The organism is Pseudomonas sp. GW823-FHT02C02 (assembly GCF_058797635.1).
On sequence record NZ_JBXAJV010000005.1, the window covers coordinates 161972 to 180173 of the forward strand.

At 60.4% G+C, this 18202-nt stretch carries 15 protein-coding genes; 1 reads left to right on the plus strand and 14 read right to left on the minus strand.

The features are described from left to right. Positions 1-17: 17 nt before the first annotated feature. Positions 18-866, plus strand: a complete 849-nt coding sequence (locus tag AC1ROI_RS10755; protein WP_010463139.1) for an efflux RND transporter periplasmic adaptor subunit — start codon at positions 18-20, stop codon at positions 864-866. 28 nt (positions 867-894) lie between these two features. Here AC1ROI_RS10755 and AC1ROI_RS10760 read toward each other — a convergent pair whose 3' ends face one another. The 14 genes from AC1ROI_RS10760 to alg8 form a co-directional block, all read right to left on the minus strand. Beyond that, complete coding sequence (locus AC1ROI_RS10760; protein WP_010463136.1) at positions 895-1293, minus strand: hypothetical protein; 399 nt, start codon at positions 1291-1293, stop codon at positions 895-897. Between the two features lie 122 nt (positions 1294-1415). Continuing rightward, on the minus strand, positions 1416-2240 hold the full coding sequence (locus AC1ROI_RS10765) for an SDR family oxidoreductase (protein WP_102595394.1): 825 nt from the start codon (positions 2238-2240) through the stop codon (positions 1416-1418). Between the two features lie 33 nt (positions 2241-2273). After that, a complete protein-coding gene (locus AC1ROI_RS10770) occupies positions 2274-2738 on the minus strand; it encodes a hypothetical protein (RefSeq protein ID WP_010463133.1) in 465 nt (154 codons plus the stop codon). A 201-nt stretch (positions 2739-2939) separates the two neighbouring features. After that, positions 2940-4391 carry a mannose-1-phosphate guanylyltransferase/mannose-6-phosphate isomerase gene (locus AC1ROI_RS10775; RefSeq protein WP_010463132.1) on the minus strand — a complete coding sequence of 484 codons (1452 nt, stop codon included), beginning with the start codon at positions 4389-4391 and terminating at the stop codon, positions 2940-2942. Positions 4392-4604: 213 nt separating this feature from the next. Continuing rightward, entirely contained in the window at positions 4605-5258 is a 654-nt protein-coding gene (locus AC1ROI_RS10780; protein ID WP_042932354.1) for an alginate O-acetyltransferase AlgF, read from the minus strand. A gap of 17 nt (positions 5259-5275) precedes the next feature. Next, positions 5276-6451 (minus strand): alginate O-acetyltransferase, encoded by a 1176-nt coding sequence (locus AC1ROI_RS10785; protein WP_102595393.1) that lies wholly within the window; start codon positions 6449-6451, stop codon positions 5276-5278. 11 nt (positions 6452-6462) lie between these two features. Beyond that, positions 6463-8028: an MBOAT family O-acyltransferase gene (locus AC1ROI_RS10790; protein ID WP_077748261.1), complete on the minus strand. Its 1566-nt coding sequence runs from the start codon at positions 8026-8028 to the stop codon at positions 6463-6465. A gap of 213 nt (positions 8029-8241) precedes the next feature. Further along, a complete protein-coding gene (locus tag AC1ROI_RS10795) occupies positions 8242-9375 on the minus strand; it encodes a mannuronate-specific alginate lyase (protein ID WP_010463124.1) in 1134 nt (377 codons plus the stop codon). A gap of 11 nt (positions 9376-9386) precedes the next feature. Further along, positions 9387-10847 (minus strand): alginate O-acetyltransferase, encoded by a 1461-nt coding sequence (locus tag AC1ROI_RS10800; protein ID WP_077748263.1) that lies wholly within the window; start codon positions 10845-10847, stop codon positions 9387-9389. 10 nt (positions 10848-10857) lie between these two features. Continuing rightward, the gene (gene algG, locus AC1ROI_RS10805; RefSeq protein WP_102595392.1) at positions 10858-12447 is read right to left on the minus strand and encodes a mannuronan 5-epimerase AlgG; all 1590 of its coding nucleotides are present in this window, start codon (positions 12445-12447) and stop codon (positions 10858-10860) included. 26 nt (positions 12448-12473) lie between these two features. Further along, positions 12474-13961 carry an alginate export family protein gene (locus tag AC1ROI_RS10810; RefSeq protein ID WP_010463117.1) on the minus strand — a complete coding sequence of 496 codons (1488 nt, stop codon included), beginning with the start codon at positions 13959-13961 and terminating at the stop codon, positions 12474-12476. Then, positions 13958-15364 (minus strand): alginate biosynthesis TPR repeat lipoprotein AlgK, encoded by a 1407-nt coding sequence (gene algK / locus AC1ROI_RS10815; RefSeq protein WP_102595391.1) that lies wholly within the window; start codon positions 15362-15364, stop codon positions 13958-13960. The genes AC1ROI_RS10810 and algK overlap by 4 nt, the downstream gene beginning before the upstream one ends. A gap of 9 nt (positions 15365-15373) precedes the next feature. Next, on the minus strand, positions 15374-16543 hold the full coding sequence (locus AC1ROI_RS10820; protein ID WP_077748266.1) for an alginate biosynthesis protein Alg44: 1170 nt from the start codon (positions 16541-16543) through the stop codon (positions 15374-15376). Positions 16544-16579: 36 nt separating this feature from the next. Next, the gene (alg8, locus tag AC1ROI_RS10825) at positions 16580-18061 is read right to left on the minus strand and encodes a mannuronan synthase (RefSeq protein ID WP_370654476.1); all 1482 of its coding nucleotides are present in this window, start codon (positions 18059-18061) and stop codon (positions 16580-16582) included. Between the last annotated feature and the right edge of the window lie 141 nt (positions 18062-18202).

Below are 18202 nucleotides of genomic sequence, written 5' to 3' on the forward strand. Positions count from 1 at the left end.
TTCTGAAGAAGGCCCTGATGAAAAAGCTTTTCAGCCTGCTCGCCACGTTGCTGGTACTGGCCCTCGCGATATGGATCGGCCGGACCCTTTGGGTGCATTACATGGACACGCCGTGGACCCGCGACGGCCGGGTGCGCGCCGACATTATCAACGTCGCCGCCGACGTCACCGGGGAAGTGGTGGACGTGCCGGTGCGCGACAACCAGCAAGTGAAGAAGGGCGATCTGCTGATGCGCATCGACCCCGAGCACTACCGCATCGCGGTCAAACAGGCGCAGGCCCTGGTGGCCTCGCGCAAGTCGACGTGGGAGATGCGCAAGGTCAACGCCCATCGCCGCGCCGACATGGACGCCTTGGTGATCTCGAAGGAAAACCGTGACGACGCCAGCAACATCGCCGACTCGGCCCTGGCCGATTACCAGCATGCCCAGGCACAACTGGAAGCGGCTGAACTGAACCTCAAACGCACCGAGGTCCGTGCTGCGGTGGACGGCTATGTCACCAACCTCAACGTGCATCGCGGTGACTACGCGCGCATCGGCGAAGCGAAAATGGCTGTGGTCGATATGAACTCATTCTGGGTGTATGGCTTCTTCGAAGAAACCAAACTGCCGCATGTGCGGGTGGGCGACAAGGCCGACATGCAGTTGATGAGCGGCGAGGTGTTGAAGGGGCATGTGGAAAGCATCTCCCGTGGCATCTACGACCGGGACAACCCGGAGAGCCGCGAGCTGATTGCGGATGTGAACCCGACATTCAACTGGGTGCGCCTGGCGCAGCGAGTGCCGGTGCGGATTCACATTGATGAAGTGCCGGAAGGTGTTCTTTTGGCGGCGGGGATTACATGCACGGTCGTGGTTAACTGACTCGGTCCGTCAGGCATAAGACAAAGGCTCAGCCCTTGCAAAACGTCTCATGCAAATGTCGCCAAACCACCTTGCCACCGGCCTGTTTCTCAAACACTACTGTCGAGCGGCGATCCGAGTGCAGGCCCGTTGCATCGGTCTGCTGCTCGCGATAACCCACCACCGCGCCACCGTCGTACAGTGCAATACCCCGCAACTCGCTGAGCTCGATCCTGAAGCCAAGCTTCTTCCCACCGGCCAGCAAGAACAACTCGCTCAACGCTTCGAAGTCCAGCACCCGGCCGAGGGGCGAGATCATGGAAAACTGTGGTGAAAACCGGCTCAGCAGTTGTTCAAGTGCCGAGTCGTCTCGTTCTTCGGCCAGCCATTGTTCGATGGCGACGTGGGCCTGGATGACTTCGTCGAAGTAGTCGGTGTAGTCGGTCATGGTTGTTTCCTGAGTTTTTGCAGCGTCTGGTCTGACGTCTTCGCGGGCAAGCCTGGGCAAATATTGCGAACGACGCGAGCCTGTAGGCGCGAGGCTTGCCCGCGAAGAACGATAACGCGGTCCTACAGTTGCCCCCTAAGCCCGAACCGCTTCATCAACCCCGCCTCCAGCAACCCTTTAGGCAGCAACCCCGCCAACAACGGCAACGCCCGGCTGCCGTTGCCCAGACGAATCAGGCGCGGAGGTTTGCTCTGCTGCACAGCCTTGAGCAAACCACCGGCAAACTCCTTGGCCGGGGTCGGTTTATCCTGAGAGGCCTTGGCCCGCGCACGAATACCTTCGCGCAAGGGAAACCACGGCGATTGCTCGGTGATCAACTGCTCCGCCTCATGCCCGGCATTCTTGGCGAAGCTGGACTCGATCGCGCCAGGCTGTACTTCCATCACGCGCACACCGAACGGCGCCAGCTCCATGCGCAATGCATCGCTCAAGGCATGGACAGCGGCTTTCGAGGCGCAATACGCGCCGGCAAACGGTGTGACCAACACCCCGGAAACGCTGCCGATGTTTACCACGATCCCTTTGGCCCGACGCAACACCGGGAACAGCGCGCGGGTCACGCCAACAATCGCGAACACATTGGTTTCGAATTGGCGCTGCATCGCCGGCACACCGCCGTCGAGCAGCGGCCCCATGGCGCCATAGCCGGCGTTGTTGATCAGCACATCGAGGCCGCCATGTTGCTGGTTGATCCGCTCGCTCAACTGTTCCAGCGCCGCGCCGTCGTTGACGTCCAGCTGTATGGCCGTGAATCCGGCGGCGGCCAACGCGGCCACATCTTCAGCCTTGCGGGCGCTGGCCCAGACTTCGTATCCGGCCCCTTTGAACACATCGGCGAGGGCGCGGCCGATGCCGCTGGAGCAACCGGTAATCAACGCAACGGGCATGGCGCGGTCCTTGTGCAAAAAGAAGTAGGGGGATCAGTCGGAGAAACTACCCTGCAAACGCTCGGCGCGAAACTCCAGGGTTTGCGGGCGATAGCCAGGGCGCAGCGGCGGCAGGGGCAAGCAGTCTTCCCAGGTGGCGCCGGCTTGCAGTTCGCCGGGGCCGCGATAGCGCGGGGCGGTGTATTGATTGTCGGCCAGATTGACCGTATCGCCCGGCGCATACGCGGCGACACGCCAGCGCAACTCGGTCAGCGGCACGTCGTTGCCGTTGTTCATGGTCAGTTTCAACGGCCGGTCTGCCGGGCAGTGTTCCGGCGCGTAGGTGATGCGCAACTCCAGGCGCGCCAGTTGCTTGACCTCGCGGTTGTCCATCCAGATCACCCACGTGGCCACCAGACCCAGGCCGATGGCGGCCGCCACCGAGACGGGCAAGGCCTTGGCCGGGTAGCGCAGCAACAGGATCAGCCAGGTAATAACCAGCAAGACGCCGATGAACATGTTTGAACGCTCCTTGAACTCATGGCCACCATCCTACCGAAGGGCTGAGGGAATGGACATTGCGCGTTCCAATGGGATGCGGAGCATCCCGGGCTGAACTCCCACGCAGAGCGTGGGAACGAACAAAAAAGCCCCCGACCAACCCGCTGCGGATAGGGAAAACGCAGCGGACTGGACGGGGGCTTTTGTTTTACTGAACGCTTACTGCGCGATGGTTTTCACCGACACGCCGCGTTCGATCGGGGTGGAGCGACCGTAAATATCTTCGAACCGCTCGATATCGTCTTCACCCAGGTAGCTGCCCGATTGCACTTCGATGATCTCGAGTGGAATCTTGCCCGGGTTGCGCAGGCGGTGAACCGAGGCGATCGGGATGTAGGTCGACTGGTTCTCGCAGAGCAGGAACACGTTTTCGTCGCAGGTCACTTCGGCCGTGCCGCTGACCACGATCCAGTGTTCGGCGCGGTGATGGTGCATTTGCAGGGACAGGCACGCGCCCGGCTTGACCGAGATGTGCTTGACCTGGAAACGGCCGCCCATGTCCACCGAGTCATAGGAGCCCCACGGACGATAGACTTCGCAGTGGTTCTGGGTCTCGCTGCGGCCCTGCTCGTTGAGGGTGTTGACCATCTGTTTCACGCCTTGGACCTTGTCCTTGTGGGCGATCATCATGGCGTCCTTGGTTTCGACGACCACGATGTTTTCCAGGCCGATCACCGACACCAGTTTGCCGTTGCCGTGGATCATGCAGTTCTTGCTGTCCTGAATGACCACGTCGCCTTTGGTGACGTTACCGTTGGCGTCTTTTTCGTTCACTTCCCACAGCGACGACCAGCAACCGACATCGCTCCAGCCGGCGGTCAGCGGTACGACGCAGGCGCGCTGGGTTTTTTCCATGACCGAGTAATCGATGGAATTGTCCGGGCAGCAGGCGAAAGTCGCTTCGTCGATGGTGACGGTGTCGGCATCCTGTTCGCTGCGTTCAAGCGTCAGCAGGCAGGTGTCGTAGATGTCTGGATCGTGTTTTTTCAGCTCTTCCAGGAAGCGGCTGGCACGGAACAGGAACATGCCGCTGTTCCAGAAGTAACCGCCGGACTGGACGAACTCGGTGGCGCGCTTGACGTCCGGTTTTTCGACGAAGTGCGAGACGCGGCTGACGCCTTCGGGCAGCAGGGAGTCAGCGGTCGATTTGATATAGCCGTAGCCGGTTTCCGGTTTGGTGGCCGGAACGCCGAACAGCACCATTTCGCCGTTTTCGGCAGCGACGGTGGCCAGGGCCAGCGCACGTTGCAAGGCTTTCTGGTCGTCCAGCACGTGGTCGGCCGGCAGCACCAGCATCAACTCGTCGCGACCTTCATTGACCAGCATCATCGCGGTCAGGGCCACGGCCGGCGCCGTGTTGCGGCCGAACGGTTCCATCAGGATGCGCTGGGTTTCCAGTTTACGGTTGCTCAGCTGCTCGTTGACGATGAAGCGGTGGTCTTTGTTGCAGACCACGATCGGGGTGTCCATGCCTTCAAACACCAGGCGTTCCAGGGTTTGCTGGAACAGCGTGTGTTCGCCGGTCAGGGCGAGGAACTGTTTAGGGAATTGCTTACGCGAAAGCGGCCAAAGACGTGAGCCGCTACCACCTGACAAGATCACCGGAATCATGTTGTTACTCCTTGAAAATCGTATGGGTCAGAGCTACTGCGTCTGTCGTTTCACTCTTGTTCTTATTCCGTGTCCCGACTGGCACTGCGGTTCAATGTGGGAGCGAGCCTGCTCGCGAAGGCGGCGTATCAGTCGACATCAATGTTGAATGTCAGACCGCTATCGCGAGCAGGCTCGATCCCACAAGGGAACAGCGTCAGTCAGGCAAAATGTTTAGCGCGTCGAAACCGGGCGTTTTACCCAGACTGGCGACAGGCTGCTGCCTTTACCGGTGACGTACAGCACGGCGGCTTCACCGCGTTCCAGGGCAACCGGTTTCACGTCGCCGACTTTGGTCGCGCCGTCGTACAGGGCCAGGCTGACTTTGACCGGGTTGATTTCACGTTCGCCACGGCCCTTGGCCGCTACGGAAGGCACCACTTCGGTCTTGCCGTCAGCGGTTTTCAGGGTCAGGGCCTTGTCGCTGAGGTTCTGCACGCGAACCAGGGATTTCTGCTTGTTCTTGAACGGCGGCTCTTCGATCAGTTGCGGCGCGCCGCTGGCGTTGTTGACCAGGGTGTAATAGTGATCACCGGCCAGTTTCACCGGCAGGGTCTGGCTGCCGACCTTGGCGCTGTAGTCGCCGCCCGGCATGAAGCTGAAGTCGGTGCTGGACAGCGGCGCGACTTCGGCCAGGTTGGTGCTGCCGACGGTGGCGCTGACTTCAGCGTTACCGGCGTTGTAGACACGGACGAAGCTCGAACCTTTCGGTGCAGTCGGGCCGTAGAGTGCAGCGTCACCAGCAAAGGCGGACATCGACAACACGCTCATGCCAGCAACAAGTGCGAAGGTCTTGGCGAGACGGCGAGGAGTAGTAGTGAAAGTCATGGTAGTACCTCTCTCTTTCAGTTTTGCGCCCGGTCGGGCGTCTCGGATTTAGTGTTTGCGGCTACGTTTTGTTGGCGGGCGCCGGCTTCTTTGAGCTCTGCGACCCACTGCGGGTCGGCGTCGCCTATTTCGTTGTTCACAGGCAGATAACGTTCAGGGAACTCCCAGATCAGCACCTGTGGCGGGCTGTTCTTGAAAGCATCACTTTTCAGGTAGCTGAGCATCGGCAGAATCGGGCCGTGGCCGTCTTCGGCGTAATTGACCACGTCGCTGTTCAGCGCTTGTTTCAGCGCCCCGACGAAGTTCCAGTTAGGGTTGGCGCTGTAGCTGGTGCCGATCAGGGCCACCGGCACTTCGGTGTTGGCGAACAGCGCGTCATCACCGGCAGGCTGGTCTTGCGCGACCACGGTGTTGCGCTTTTGCAACGGCTCGGTCTTCGGCATCAGGTTTTCGAACAGCGGGTCCAGCGGCAGGAACAACCGCAGGTCGCCCTTGTGCGTGACCTTCTCCGCAGGTTCGGTGACGAAGCGTTGCGGCTCGCCGCTGAGCGGGGTTTTCTCGGCAATGGTTTTGGCCAGGGTCTCGGCGGCGATTTGCGCGCCTTCCGGGGTCCAGTGGGTGTCGGTGCGCAGGAACACTTGCTGACCGTCGAGCTTGGCTTTGAGCATCGGGCCGAACAGGTCAGGCGCGATGATCTTGTTGGCTGCCACGCGAGCGTGGAAGTCTTCATAGAGGTTGGCGTGAATGCTCGAAGGTTTCACTGCGCCCAGGTGTTCCGGGTACAGGCGAGTTTTGGCCGGCACAATCGCCATCACCAGTTTCACGCCTTTGGCCTTGAGTTCCTGGCGTACGCCTTCTACGAGCGCGTAGTTGCCTTGCAGGTTCAACTCTTCGTTGACGATCGGGTTGAATTCTTCATCGCTGTACAGCCATTGATCGCGGCCGAGCACAACGCCCGGACGACCTTCGTTGAACAGTTTGAAATCCAGCGCGGCCCAAAGGTTGGTGCCCAGGCGCTTGATCGGGAACTCCTCGTCGTAGTGCGTTTCCACAGCCTTGGCCCAGCGGCCATTGAGCACCGTCGCATCGGCGTTGGTGCTGAAGCCGAAGAAGCTGCGCGTCGACCACAGGCCCAGCACCAGCAGGGTCACCATGAACAGGGCGATGTAGAAGATACGTAATGAGCGGGTCATGGTCAGATCCCTCAGAACTGGAAGTAAAGGAACGGCGAGAAGCTTTGCGCCGAGAGTTTGAAAATCGAGGCGATGAACAGCACCAGTACCAGCGTGCGCATCACGTAGCGGGACCAGTCCGCGGTCCAGTAGGCCGGTTGCACGGTGGCTTCAACGCCAACGGTGTAGCCAGGCTCGTGGATGCTGGTCGGGTTGTCGCCCGGTACGGCTTTGATCATTCCAGGCGTGGCAGCGGCCGGGCCGTCGGCCTCGACGTTGACCACAGGCTTGGTCTTCTCAGGCGGCAGGTTGCTGTAGAAATCGCGGATGCCGAAGAACGCCAGGGTCATGTAAGCCACCACCAGGGTCGCCACTTGCAGGCCGGTGAGGCTGGCCGCGTTGAGTTCCGACAACGACCATTCGCCGAAGCTGAACATCGCGCCGTACATGCGACCGGCGACGTGCAGGTTTTCCGAACGGAAGATCACCCAGCCCATGACCACGAGCAGGAAAGTCAGGGCCCAGCGGATCGGGTTGATGCTGCGTGGCGAGGTGTTCAGGCCCAGGGCCTTTTCGATCGCCAGCCACATGCCGTGCCACGCACCCCAGATGATGTAGGTGATGTTCGCGCCGTGCCACAGACCACCGAGCAGCATGGTCAGGAACAGGTTGCGATAGGTCATCAGCGTGCCTTTACGGTTACCGCCGAGGGTGATGTACAGATAGTCACGCAACCAGGTCGACAGGCTGATGTGCCAGCGACGCCAGAACTCGGTGATCGACTGGCTGATGTACGGCTGCTTGAAGTTTTCCATGAAGCGGAAACCCATCATCAAGCCCAGGCCGATGGCCATGTCGCTGTAGCCGGAGAAGTCGAAATACAACTGCGCGGTGTAGGCGAGGGCGCCCAGCCAGGCGTCGCCCGTGGTCGGGTTCTGCAAGGCAAAGCAATGGTCGGCCACCACCGCGAGGGTGTCGGCGATAAAGACCTTCTTGATGAAACCCTGCATGAACCGCGTGGCACCTTCGGAGAACTTGTCGAGGGTGTGGGTGCGATTGTTGAACTGGTCGGCGAGGTCGCGAAAACGCAACACCGGGCCGGCGATCAAGTGCGGGAAGATCGCCACGAATGCGGCAAAGTCGATCAGGTTGCGGGTCGCCGGGGTGTCTCCCCGATAGACGTCGATGATGTAGCTGATGGACTCGAAGATGTAGAACGAGATCCCGATCGGCAACAGCACGTGGGTCAGGATGAACGGCGACAGACCGACCGACGTCATCATCGCGTTGATGCTGTCGACGCCGAAGTTGGCGTACTTGAAGTAGCCGAGAATGCACAGGTCGACGGCCACGCCCAGCAGCAACCAGCGTTGTGCCGGTTTGGTCCGAACGCCTGCGGCACCGACTTTGAGGCCGATCCAGTAGTTCCACAACGTGACGGCTGCGAACAGCGCAAGGAAGTCCACACGCCACCAGGCATAGAACACGTAGCTGGCGAGCAGCAGCAGCAGGTTGCGATAGCGTATTCCGCTCAAGTAGTACATGCCGAGAAAGATCGGCAGGAACAAAAACAGGAACACGTTGGATGAAAATACCATCCCGGTCTCTCCATGTTTAACCAACAGTCAAGGGCCAACGGCCCCCCCAAACCCCCCATCAAAATCCAGAGGGCATTACTCAAATCTCAAACCTGACACTGACCCTCTGTAGGAGTGAGCCTGCTCGCGATGAGGGCGTGTCAGTCGACATGAATGTTGAATGTCAGGCCGCAATCGCGAGCAGGCTCACTCCTACAAGGTTTTGTGCTTTGGCTACGAACCTTTTTTGCCTTTCTCGTTGGCCGGGTCGTAGACCTTTGTCAGGTCACCCCCGAGGCGGAAGGTCTTGAACGGCTGCATCTCGTGTTTTTTCTCGAGTACATCCGGCGAGCAGGTGTAGAGCGTGCAGAACGGTTCGAGCCAGGCGAATTTCGAGTCGACCTTGAGGTCGGTCATGTCCTGTTCCTTGCCGTTCTTTTTCTCGAACTCGTCCGGGTCTTTAACCCCCGACAACACCCGGTCACCCAGGCGTTTCAGCGCGCCGTTGTTTTCCTGACGCAAGTCCACACCGTTGACCTGAGCGAAACTGGCGATCATCGCCAGCGGCGGCAAAGCGTAGTTGTGATAGGCGAGGGCACGTTGCTGGCGCTTGAGTTCGTTGGGCAGGAAACCCTGGGCGTCAATCTGATTGGCGCCGACTTTGTATTCCTTCACTGCCCAGTCGAACAGGTCGCGACGGTTGGTGGCGATGGACGTTGCCATCACCGACCAGGCGGACCAGTACGAGTGGTTGTTGGTTTTTTCCAGCGGCAGGTTGTCCCAATCGCTGACCACCTGATCCGCCATTTTGCTGAACCAGGCTTCGATCAACTGCGACTCTTGCTGATGGTTGGCCAGCGGTTGCGAATCGGAGAACTTCAGGCGAATGTAAGCCGACGCCATGCTGCCCAATGCCCATTTGCGCATGGACTTGCCGGTGTGGTTGAAGTCCTTGGACATCAACGCATCGGACTTGGCCCAGGCGGTCAACCAATTCAGGGTGCATTCCAGTTGTTCCGGACGACCGTCACGCATGTACTGCATCACGCGCTTGCTGGTGCCGCGCTCCATCTTGGTGATGTCGGCGGTGGTGTCGCGGAAGGCTTTTTCCGAGGCCTCGTTCAGGGTCGAACGGGCCTTGTCGGAGCCTTCATACTTGCTGCGAAATTGCAGTGAGCCGGTGTACGGCGTCGGCATCGCATCACAGCCTTCGCTCTTGTCGCCGGTTTTGACTTTTTCAATCGGCGCGAAGTAACCCTGTGGCGGGCGCAGTGGCGCGGCGGCCTGGGTGGCGCCGGCGAACATCGCCAACGTCAGCAGGGAGGGCGCGAGTAACTTTTTCAAAGTTCGGGTTTGCATGCATGTCATAAGAGGTTGCCTCATTGCCCGGCTTGAGCGGTACGCTGCCCAGCGCCAGGGAATACATTGCGTTTGCAGATTTTCGCTTCGACTTTCTGTGGCGTGGCACCTGCTTCAGGGCCCTGGATTTCGACGGCCAGCAGATTCTGCGTGGCCCAGTCTTCGTCCGTGCGCAACTCAAAGGCAAAGCGCCCGTCGGTGTCGGAAGTTTCCGGTTTTTCGATTTTGATGTCCTCGTGGCGACCGTTCATGTACCAGAGGGTGGCTTGCAAAGTTTTCACCGATGGATCGGCGAAGCGGATGTCGACCTGGTGACTGCCGTTTTGCAGGTTCAGGTTCTTGCTGTTGACCATTAATTCGTTCTTGCCCGGTTTCAACGTGGTGCTGCCGGTCATCTGTGCATCCTTTCCTTCGCAACCGTTGTCCAGCAGCGCCATCATCTGGCGGTAGATGGTTTCCTGGTCGAGGCGATAGAGCGGCGAGAATTCCCAGATCAGAATCTTCGGCGGCTTGGTCTGGAACTCTTCGCTGCCCAGGTACTGCAGCATCGAACCTTCCAGGCCACCGCCGGGGAACGCCACGTTGAGGATGTCGGCGCCGATGGCCTCTTCGAGGAAACCGGCGAAGTTGTAGTTCTTGCCACTGTGGCTGGTGCCGACCAGGGTGATCTCGGGATTGCCGGAGTCACTGAACAGGTCGCCGTCGGCCGCTTCGCCCTTGGGCTCGGTGGTGAACTGATCCATGTACTGGATCGCGTAGCTGGTGCCACAGAGTTGACCGGCCATGTTGTGTAATGTTCCGGTCTTGCCCATGCGACCCGACTTATGGCTCTCGAATTCGCGCTTGGGAATGTCAGCGAACTCAGGCAGTTGCTTGATTTTCTCGGCGACAATTTTCGCCGTGCGCTGGGCGCCATACGGCGTCCAGTGTTGGTCGCCGCGGAAGTAGAAGTCGTGGGCCGGCAAGGTGTCGGGCAGCGATTCGTTGGTCAGCGGCGACAGGTCCGGAACCACGTAGCCCATGGCGGCGAAACGGCCGAGCATGGTCTTGTAGTTCTTCAGCGCCTTGTCGAAATCGTATTTGGCTTTTTCTTCCGGATTCAGTTTGTTGCGGTTCACCAGACCACGGGTGGGCTGGTAAACGATGACCAGTTCCACGCCTTTGCTCTTGAACGCATCGTGCAGCTCTTTCATGCGTTTGTAGCCGGCGGGGGTAGTGTCGAATTCGGTGCGCAAGTCTTCCTGGGTCCGGAACAGCCAGTCGCCCTGAGCCTGCACCAGCGTGGTGAAGTTCTGCTGATAACGCGTGGTGTAGTTCTTCGCGTCGTGGGCTTCGGGGCACAGGTTGCAGCACGGTTCGGCGCTGAAGCTCGGCGGACTTACTTTACTGGCAGCTTCATCGGCACGGACGCCGGCGCTGGCCGCGAGAATGCCGGCGGTCAGGGCCGACAGGCTGAGTAATTTGATCAAGTGTGGGTGCATAAAATTATCCTCAGTCCTGCATTTCGGTCTGGCGTTCGACAGGGTCGATCAGCACGGCTTTCTGCTGGCGCACCAGCAAGTCGAGAATTTCATCCTGGCGCTCGCCAAGGATCCCGTTGAAGCTGATGCCGCTGGATTTGGTCGGGGCGAGCATGGACACGCGATACAACTCGACGCTCAGCGGCGAGTCGATGGACAGCGGTCCGCTGCCGTTGCCGGCCAGTTCGCCACCGACGATGATCAGCGACACCTGGGCGTCGAACGGGTCGAGCTTGATGTCCCGGTCGGTGTCGCTCAGGTCTTTGATGTGGCCGTAGACGCCCGTCAGGCCGTTGGCCATGGCGAGGTTTTCATAGAGGCGGATGTTCACGCTGTTACGAATACGGATGCCGTGGCGGCGATTGCTGATCACCTTGTTGCCCCACAGCAGGTTGTCAGCACTCTCGTAGAGGGTGATGCCGTCGGTGTGGTTCTTGTAGATCTCGTTGTAGGCGATGACGTTGTTCACGCTGTTACGGTCAATCACCATGCCTGACAACTTGTTGTCGTAGCTGCGGTTGTTGAAGATGAAACTGTCGTTGACCTCACGGGAAATAATGATCCCGTGCTTCTTCTTGGTCCCGAATACGGTGTTGTCCGCGATGATCAGTCCGTGGGAACGGTCATGCGGGTCAATGCCGTAGACGATGTTGTCTTTGTAAGTGTTGCCCTTGACCACGAAGTCGCGGGTCTCGTAGCAGTAGAAGCCGTACCACATGTCCGAGAACTCGGAGCCGACGATCCAGCCGGTCGGTTCAGGACGCTTGAGCACCTTGGCCATGTTCGGCGTGTACTGGGAAATACTCACGCCGTAAGACTTACTGTTGGCGTAGCCGAAACTGGCGATCTTGCTGTTGGCGATGTAGGTCTGGGTGCCGCCCCAGGACAGCAGGAACGGACGGAATTCCTTCGGCGACTTGAAGGCCGCCGGGCCGTTTGCCTTCTCGCTCCAGCCAGTGATTTTGGTATCACGCACAAACAGCTGGCCGTCGTTGACCAGGAACGAACCGGACTCTTGGGATAGGCGCAGTTCCTGGGTCTGCTTGTCGATTTCCAGGATGCCTTTCTCACCTACCACGATCGGCAACTTCGCCAGGAACACACCCGGCGAGGTTTCGCTGAAGTACTGCTTGGGCAGTTTCTTGGCCAGATCCTTGAGGTTCATGTAGCCGTCGTCGACGAAGATCGCCTGTGGGATGCCGTGCTGACGCACCACCCACTCGGCCATCTTGTTATCGCCGCCGATGAAGTCCTTCAGGGCGTTCTCCTGCATCATCCGGCGCACGCTGATTTTGCCGGCCTTGGTGCGCACGACTTTCGCGGCGATGGCTTCGGCGGTGTAGCCGGAGGTGTCCGGCAGTTTCGGCGCAGCCAGTTCCAGCGGCTCGGTCGGCGCGCTGTTGACGGTGTAGGTCTTGGCCTGTTGCAGCCCCTTGGCAATGGTCGCCGGCTGCCCTTTCTGCGCGGGCGCTACCGGCTCCGCAGTGGCGAAGGCCGCCGAGCTGGCCAGCAGCATCGCGCCGGCCAGCAAGGTCAACGAGCCTCTCTTCGGACTGTTCATGTCAGGAACTCCCTTCGCGGTTCGCATCAGAAGCGCCAGATCACGTCGATAAACGCGCGGTGCATGTACGAATCGACGCCTTTGCCATACGCATCGCCCGGCTTGAACACACCGCCACGCAAGCGCACGAGGGCCGAAGGCTCATCGATCGACTGACTCAGGGAGGCCGGCAGCAGGCCTTGCTTGAAGTACTTGGTGACGACCACGTCCATTTCCTGGCCGAGGTCTTTGTTGCCATCTTCCAGCGGCAGGGACGTGCTGGAGAGCACGGCGCCGGTCACGTCGTCGGTGTCGTTCTGCACGGCGTTGATGCCGTTGCTGCCGACCGGCTTGTTGCCGTCGACACGCCAGAATTTGTGGTAGATCACGCTGGCGTCGTATTCGTCGTTGAGCATCCACGAACCGAACAGCGTAGCGGTCTGCATGTTGTTCATTTCGCCACGGAAGGCTTCGCCGAAACGGTGAACCCGCGAACGGGTACCGGTGTAGTTCGAGCGGTTGCTTTCCAGGCCGTTCTGTTCGTAATCGGCGCTGGCGCGGGCATAGGCTGCACCGACTTGCCATTGCGGATCGAGGCGCAGACGCACGCCCAGGTCAGTGGCCCAGCCATCGACGTTGCCGCTGGTCTTGGCTTGTGCCGGCGGAGTGCCGTCGGCGTTCAGCGGATTGACCGTGTCGCGGTCGCCGCTCATGCCGGTGACGCTGCCCCAGTAATTGACGGTGTTGGTGTTGCGCCAGTTGTAGGCATCGCTGTCGGCGGTCAGGCCGATCCAGCTGATGTCGCCGTTCTCTTTCTTGTCCAGAGAATCGGCCGGAACACCAGGTTGCGGATAGTCAAGCTTGCCGTCATCGTGGGTGTGATGACCACGAATGCCGACCCAGTTGCCCGGTGTCCACTGATACGCCGCATCGGCGTAAGCGTGCAGGCGATCCTTGTCTTTCGGGGCCAGCTCGGTGAGGTCGGTGCGGTATTCGCTGAAGCGTTCGGCCACACCGGCGTTGGCACGCAACAGGGTGGTGTCGAAGGTCCAGTTCAGGGCTTCGATGTTGGTGTCGCGCCATTGGCCGTCGTCGTTGCGCAGGCGCTGGCGACCGAGCTTGAGGATCTCGCCAGGGTACGGCGTCAGGCCGCTGTAGCCGACCCAGAACTCGCGCATCGCCAGGTAGTTTTTCTTGCTCTTGCGATCACCGTTGTCGGTGGTCTGGGTGCCGTCGCTGTCGGACTGCTGCAGCGTGTCGGTCTCGATGATGTCGGTGGACGTCACGGCCTGACCCATGGCGTAGCCGCTCCACGCGCCGCTTTCGCCGTAGATCCATGGACGCAGGTCGAGGCCGACGCCGTTGACGTCGCCGCCGCTTGCGGTGCCCAGATCGGTGTCGTCTTGGGACTGGCCGGTGATTTTCACATCAAGGCCGTAGTTTTTGCTTTCAGTCAGGGCCGCGAGGGTCGGGCACGACCACAACAGGGCGAACGACAGGCCAATACCGGCCTTCACGAATGGATTCAGCTTCATAGGGATTCCTCGCCGTCTTCTTCTTGCAGGGCATGCAGTTCCAGCGTGTTCTGGCTCAAGGCACCACGAACGTCCTGTTCTTGTTTCAACAGGCGTTTGGCCTCGGCGAGCTGGGCAGGCGGCAGTTGGGCTTCGAGTGTTTGCGCAAGCTCGGTGGCTTGCGGGGTGTTCTGCGTCTTGGCCAATTGGCTGAAGACGTAAGCGTTAAGCGGGTCGGGCTTGGTGCCCTTGCCTTGGGAAAACAGTTGGGCAATGGCGAAGTCGGCGCTGTTCTGGCCGTTGCGCGCAGCCTTGAGCAGGTGGTCCAGCGCTTTCTGCGAATAGACCTGGCCCAGGTAACCGCGACGGTAGATCTGGCCGAGGTAGTAATCGGCGGCCACTTCTCGGTCGACGGCTTTCTTGAAGTGTTCTTCGGCAGCCTTCGCGTCGGCCGGCACCATTTTGCCTTCGTAATAGAGCTTGCCCAGCAACAGTTCGGCGCGCGGCTGGTCGGCGGCGCGGCCGTTGTCCAGATACTTCATCATCGTGTCGACGTCGCCCAGTTCCGGGAAGTCGTAGAGCAATTGTGCGAGGCTGACCCAGGAAGCGGGGTAGCCCGGAGCGATGCCTTCGAGCAGCGACTGAGCGGTTTTCTCGTCGGTCTTGCCCAGGCTCGCATCGCCCAATACGCGAGCCACACTGTCCACGCGTTGAGCGGTGACCGTGCCGCGAGCGTGAGCGGCTTGCATCTGCTTGATCAGCTCGGCCTGTTGCTCAGGCTTGGCCTGTTTCTGATAGACCGTGGCCAGTTCGACGTAGCAGATGTCGGTGGTGTTCAACGCCGCTTTGCAGATGGTTTCCACTTCGTCCAGGTGCTGGTCGTAAGTGCCCTGGGTGCGATAGAGCAGCACTTGAGCCAGGCCCGCTTCCGGTTTGCCCTCGGCGCGCCATTGGCTGATCTGCTGCTGGGCGTTGACGTTGGGGAAACTGTGCGGGTATTGCAGGTACAGCATCGCCAGCGGGATCAGGGTGTTGCCTTCACCAGCGGCCGAGGCTTTTTTCAACAGGCCTTCGGCTTCGTGCTGTTCGGCTTCGGTGGAGCCGGGTTTGGCCACCAGCAGACGACCCAGGCGAGCCTGGGCCCGCGGCGAGACGCTGGCCGCGGCGCGATAAGTCGCCTCGGCCTGTTTGATCTGCGCCGGGTCATGGCTATCGACCTGGATATCGGCCAGGCCAACCTGTGCTTCGCTGTAGCCCAGGTCTGCCAGTTGCTGGTAATTCTGCGCCGCCAGCGCGGTGTCACCGCGCTTGAGGGCTTCGTTAGCCAGACGTTGGTCTGGAAGGCCGGCACAACCGGCCAGAGCAATTGCCATGGCCAGGGTCAGCGGGACCGGCAGGATTCTGAGTGGGCTAGTCACGGGCATGTCCTCTGCTTAAATACCGGCGGCCATGGCTTTGTCGATCAGCCAGTTCAGGTTCGGACCACGGGTGCTGTTCACTTCAACCGGGCGACCGGCGAACTTGCTGTCGAGTGGCTCGTCAGGCTGGATCAGCACGCGGATGTCCGAGGAAAGGTCGGCGCTTTTCAGGCTGGTGCTGCTGACGATCTTGCCGCTGCGGGTTTTGTCTTCACCGGCGATCTGGAAGCTGACCGTGTTGCCTGGCAGCACATCGCCGAACTGGCGATAGGAGAAGCGCGCTTCAACATTGGCTTCGCTGTTGCGCGGCACCAGTTGGAAGATCACGTCGCCTTTGCTGGCGTACTGACCGTCGGCGACCAGTTGCTGGGCCACGGTGCAATCGCACGGCGAGGTCAGGGTGCCGGTCATTTGCTTGCCGAACAGTTCTTCAACCTTGGCCGGTTGCAGTTGGTTGTCGTCCAGATGGCCCTTGAGTACGTCGAGCATGCTGGTGCTGAACGTTGCGAGCGGCGCGCCTTTGGCAGCAACGCCGTCAGCCTTGATCAGGCTCTGTACGGTGCCGTCGCGGGGCATGGTGATGTTCATGCCTGCCACGCTGACCAGGCCCGCCTGGGCGTGGCTGACGAAGTACATGCCGTACACCGACTTGAAGATGAAACCGAACGCCGCGAGGCCGACGATGAAAATCGCCAGGCTGAAGGTCACGGCGCGCAGACGACCGAACGCGGTCATGCCGTGGCCGCCGTCCTTCATCTTGCGCGCCTTGGTGAAGTTGTCGCGCTGTAGGGTCGCCAGCACTTCACCCATGCTGACGATGTCGCCGGCCAGGTGCGAGGTGATCAGGTGACGCAGGGTGGAAATATCCTGGGGTTCCAGGTTCTGGAACTGACAACCGATGCGGCCGGTCTGGCGGTCGACGGAGCGGATCAGTAATTCCACGTCCATGGCCAGGCCGAGGTTATCGATGACGAATTGCAGGCGCGCCTTGTACACATCGCCGGTTTTCAGCGGCAGCTGACCGGCGTTGAAGGCCAGGCCGCCAGCGGAGAGGTCGATCACTCGAGCTTCCACCGGGGTCCGGTCGGGACCGAAGAAACGCAGCTTGGCCGGGATTTTCACTCGGGCGTGTTGGCGCTGGGCTTCTGACTCATGCACTACGTTGGCGTTGACGGCGGTATTCATAGGGGCGTTTTCCTGGTTAATTCAATAAGGGGGCGGTCAGACCATCATCAGCAGCACGGCAACAAAGATGCTGCCGGCGGAGAAGGTCATGGTCCGAGACGACCAGGTGTTGAACCAACGTTGAAAGCTGGCGAGGTCACGGGTCAGGGAAGTGGGCTGGCGAGTCCAGGACTGTTGGTCGAGGCGGAAGAACACGTAGATCTTCACCAGCGCGCCGACGATCTGGTTGTAATAGAGAATCGCCGGGTAGGCCGGGCCGATCCGGTGGCCGGACAACGACAGCAGCACGGTCAGGATCAGGCGGGTAATGCCGATCCACAGCAGGTACACCAGGATGAACGCGGTGCCGTACTTGAAGCTGGCGATCAGCGCGACCGTCAAGCCCAGCAACGAGGTCCACATCGACACGCGCTGATCGAACAGCACCACCGAGGTGAACAGGCCGAGGCGTTTAACCCCCAGGCCCAGGGCGCGGGCGTTCTGGCGCAGGTTGTTGCCGTACCAGCGGAACATCAGTTTGCGACTGGCCTTGATGAAGCTTTTTTCCGGCGGATGCTCCACGGTGTGGATCGCGGCGTCCGGCACGTAGAACGTGTCGTAGCCCAGGCGCATCAGGCTGAACCAGCTCGACTTGTCGTCACCGGTCAGGAACTTGAAGCGGCCCAGGCGCCAGTGTTGCAGCGAGTCGCTTTCCACGTCGGCGATGAAGTCCGGGTTGGTGACCACGGTTGCGCGAAACACCGACATCCGGCCGGTCATGGTCAGTACGCGCTTGGACAAGGCCATCGAGCACATGTTGATGTGGCGCTGGGCGAATCGCAGTTTGTGCCATTCGCTCATGATGTAGCCGCCGCGCACTTCGCAGAACTCGTTGGTGGTCAGGCCGCCGACATTGCCGAACAGCTGGAACCACGGCACGGTCTTGAGCACGGTGCCCTCGGCGAGCACGGTGTCGCCATCGATCACTGCAACCACTGCGCGGTCGTCCGGCAGGTGGCGGGAGATGGCGCGGAAACCGTAGGCCAGGCCATCACGCTTGCCGGTGCCGGGAATGCGCACGAAGTCGAGCTTGACCCGATCCGGCGGATTCATCTTCGTCCAAAGGCTTTTCACCAGCTTTTCATCGGACATTTCGACGATGGAGCAGACCATGGTGGTCGGCAGGCCGCAGTCGATCGCTTCGCGAATGACGGAGGCGTAGACCTGGGCGGTGGTCAGCGCGTCGATACGGAAGCTGGTGACCATCAAGAAAACATGGGACGGGTTTGCCGCGTCACCCAGCTTGCGCACTTTGCGCCGCAGGTGCGGGTAGACCACGTACAGAAACAGCATCCCGCGCACAAAGTGCGTGGCGCCCATCGAGTAGCGCCAGATGCCGATGAAACCGATGAGGAAGATAAAATCCTTCGAATCGGAATCGAATGTGGACGCAGGCAACGCCATGGCGATGCCCATCAATAAACTTAGGTAAAACAGCCAACCGGCGGCCTGAAGTAGGCCGTGCTTTAGCCTGTGCATAATCTGCATCCGTCTCTATCTCGGGCGAGCCTGTGGGGTGGCCCGATGGGGTTAAGGCAGGCATAAAAAACCGTAGGAGCGAGGCTTGCCCGCGAACGCGGTGTGCCTGACACACCGCGTTGCCTGGTTCGCCGGCAAGCC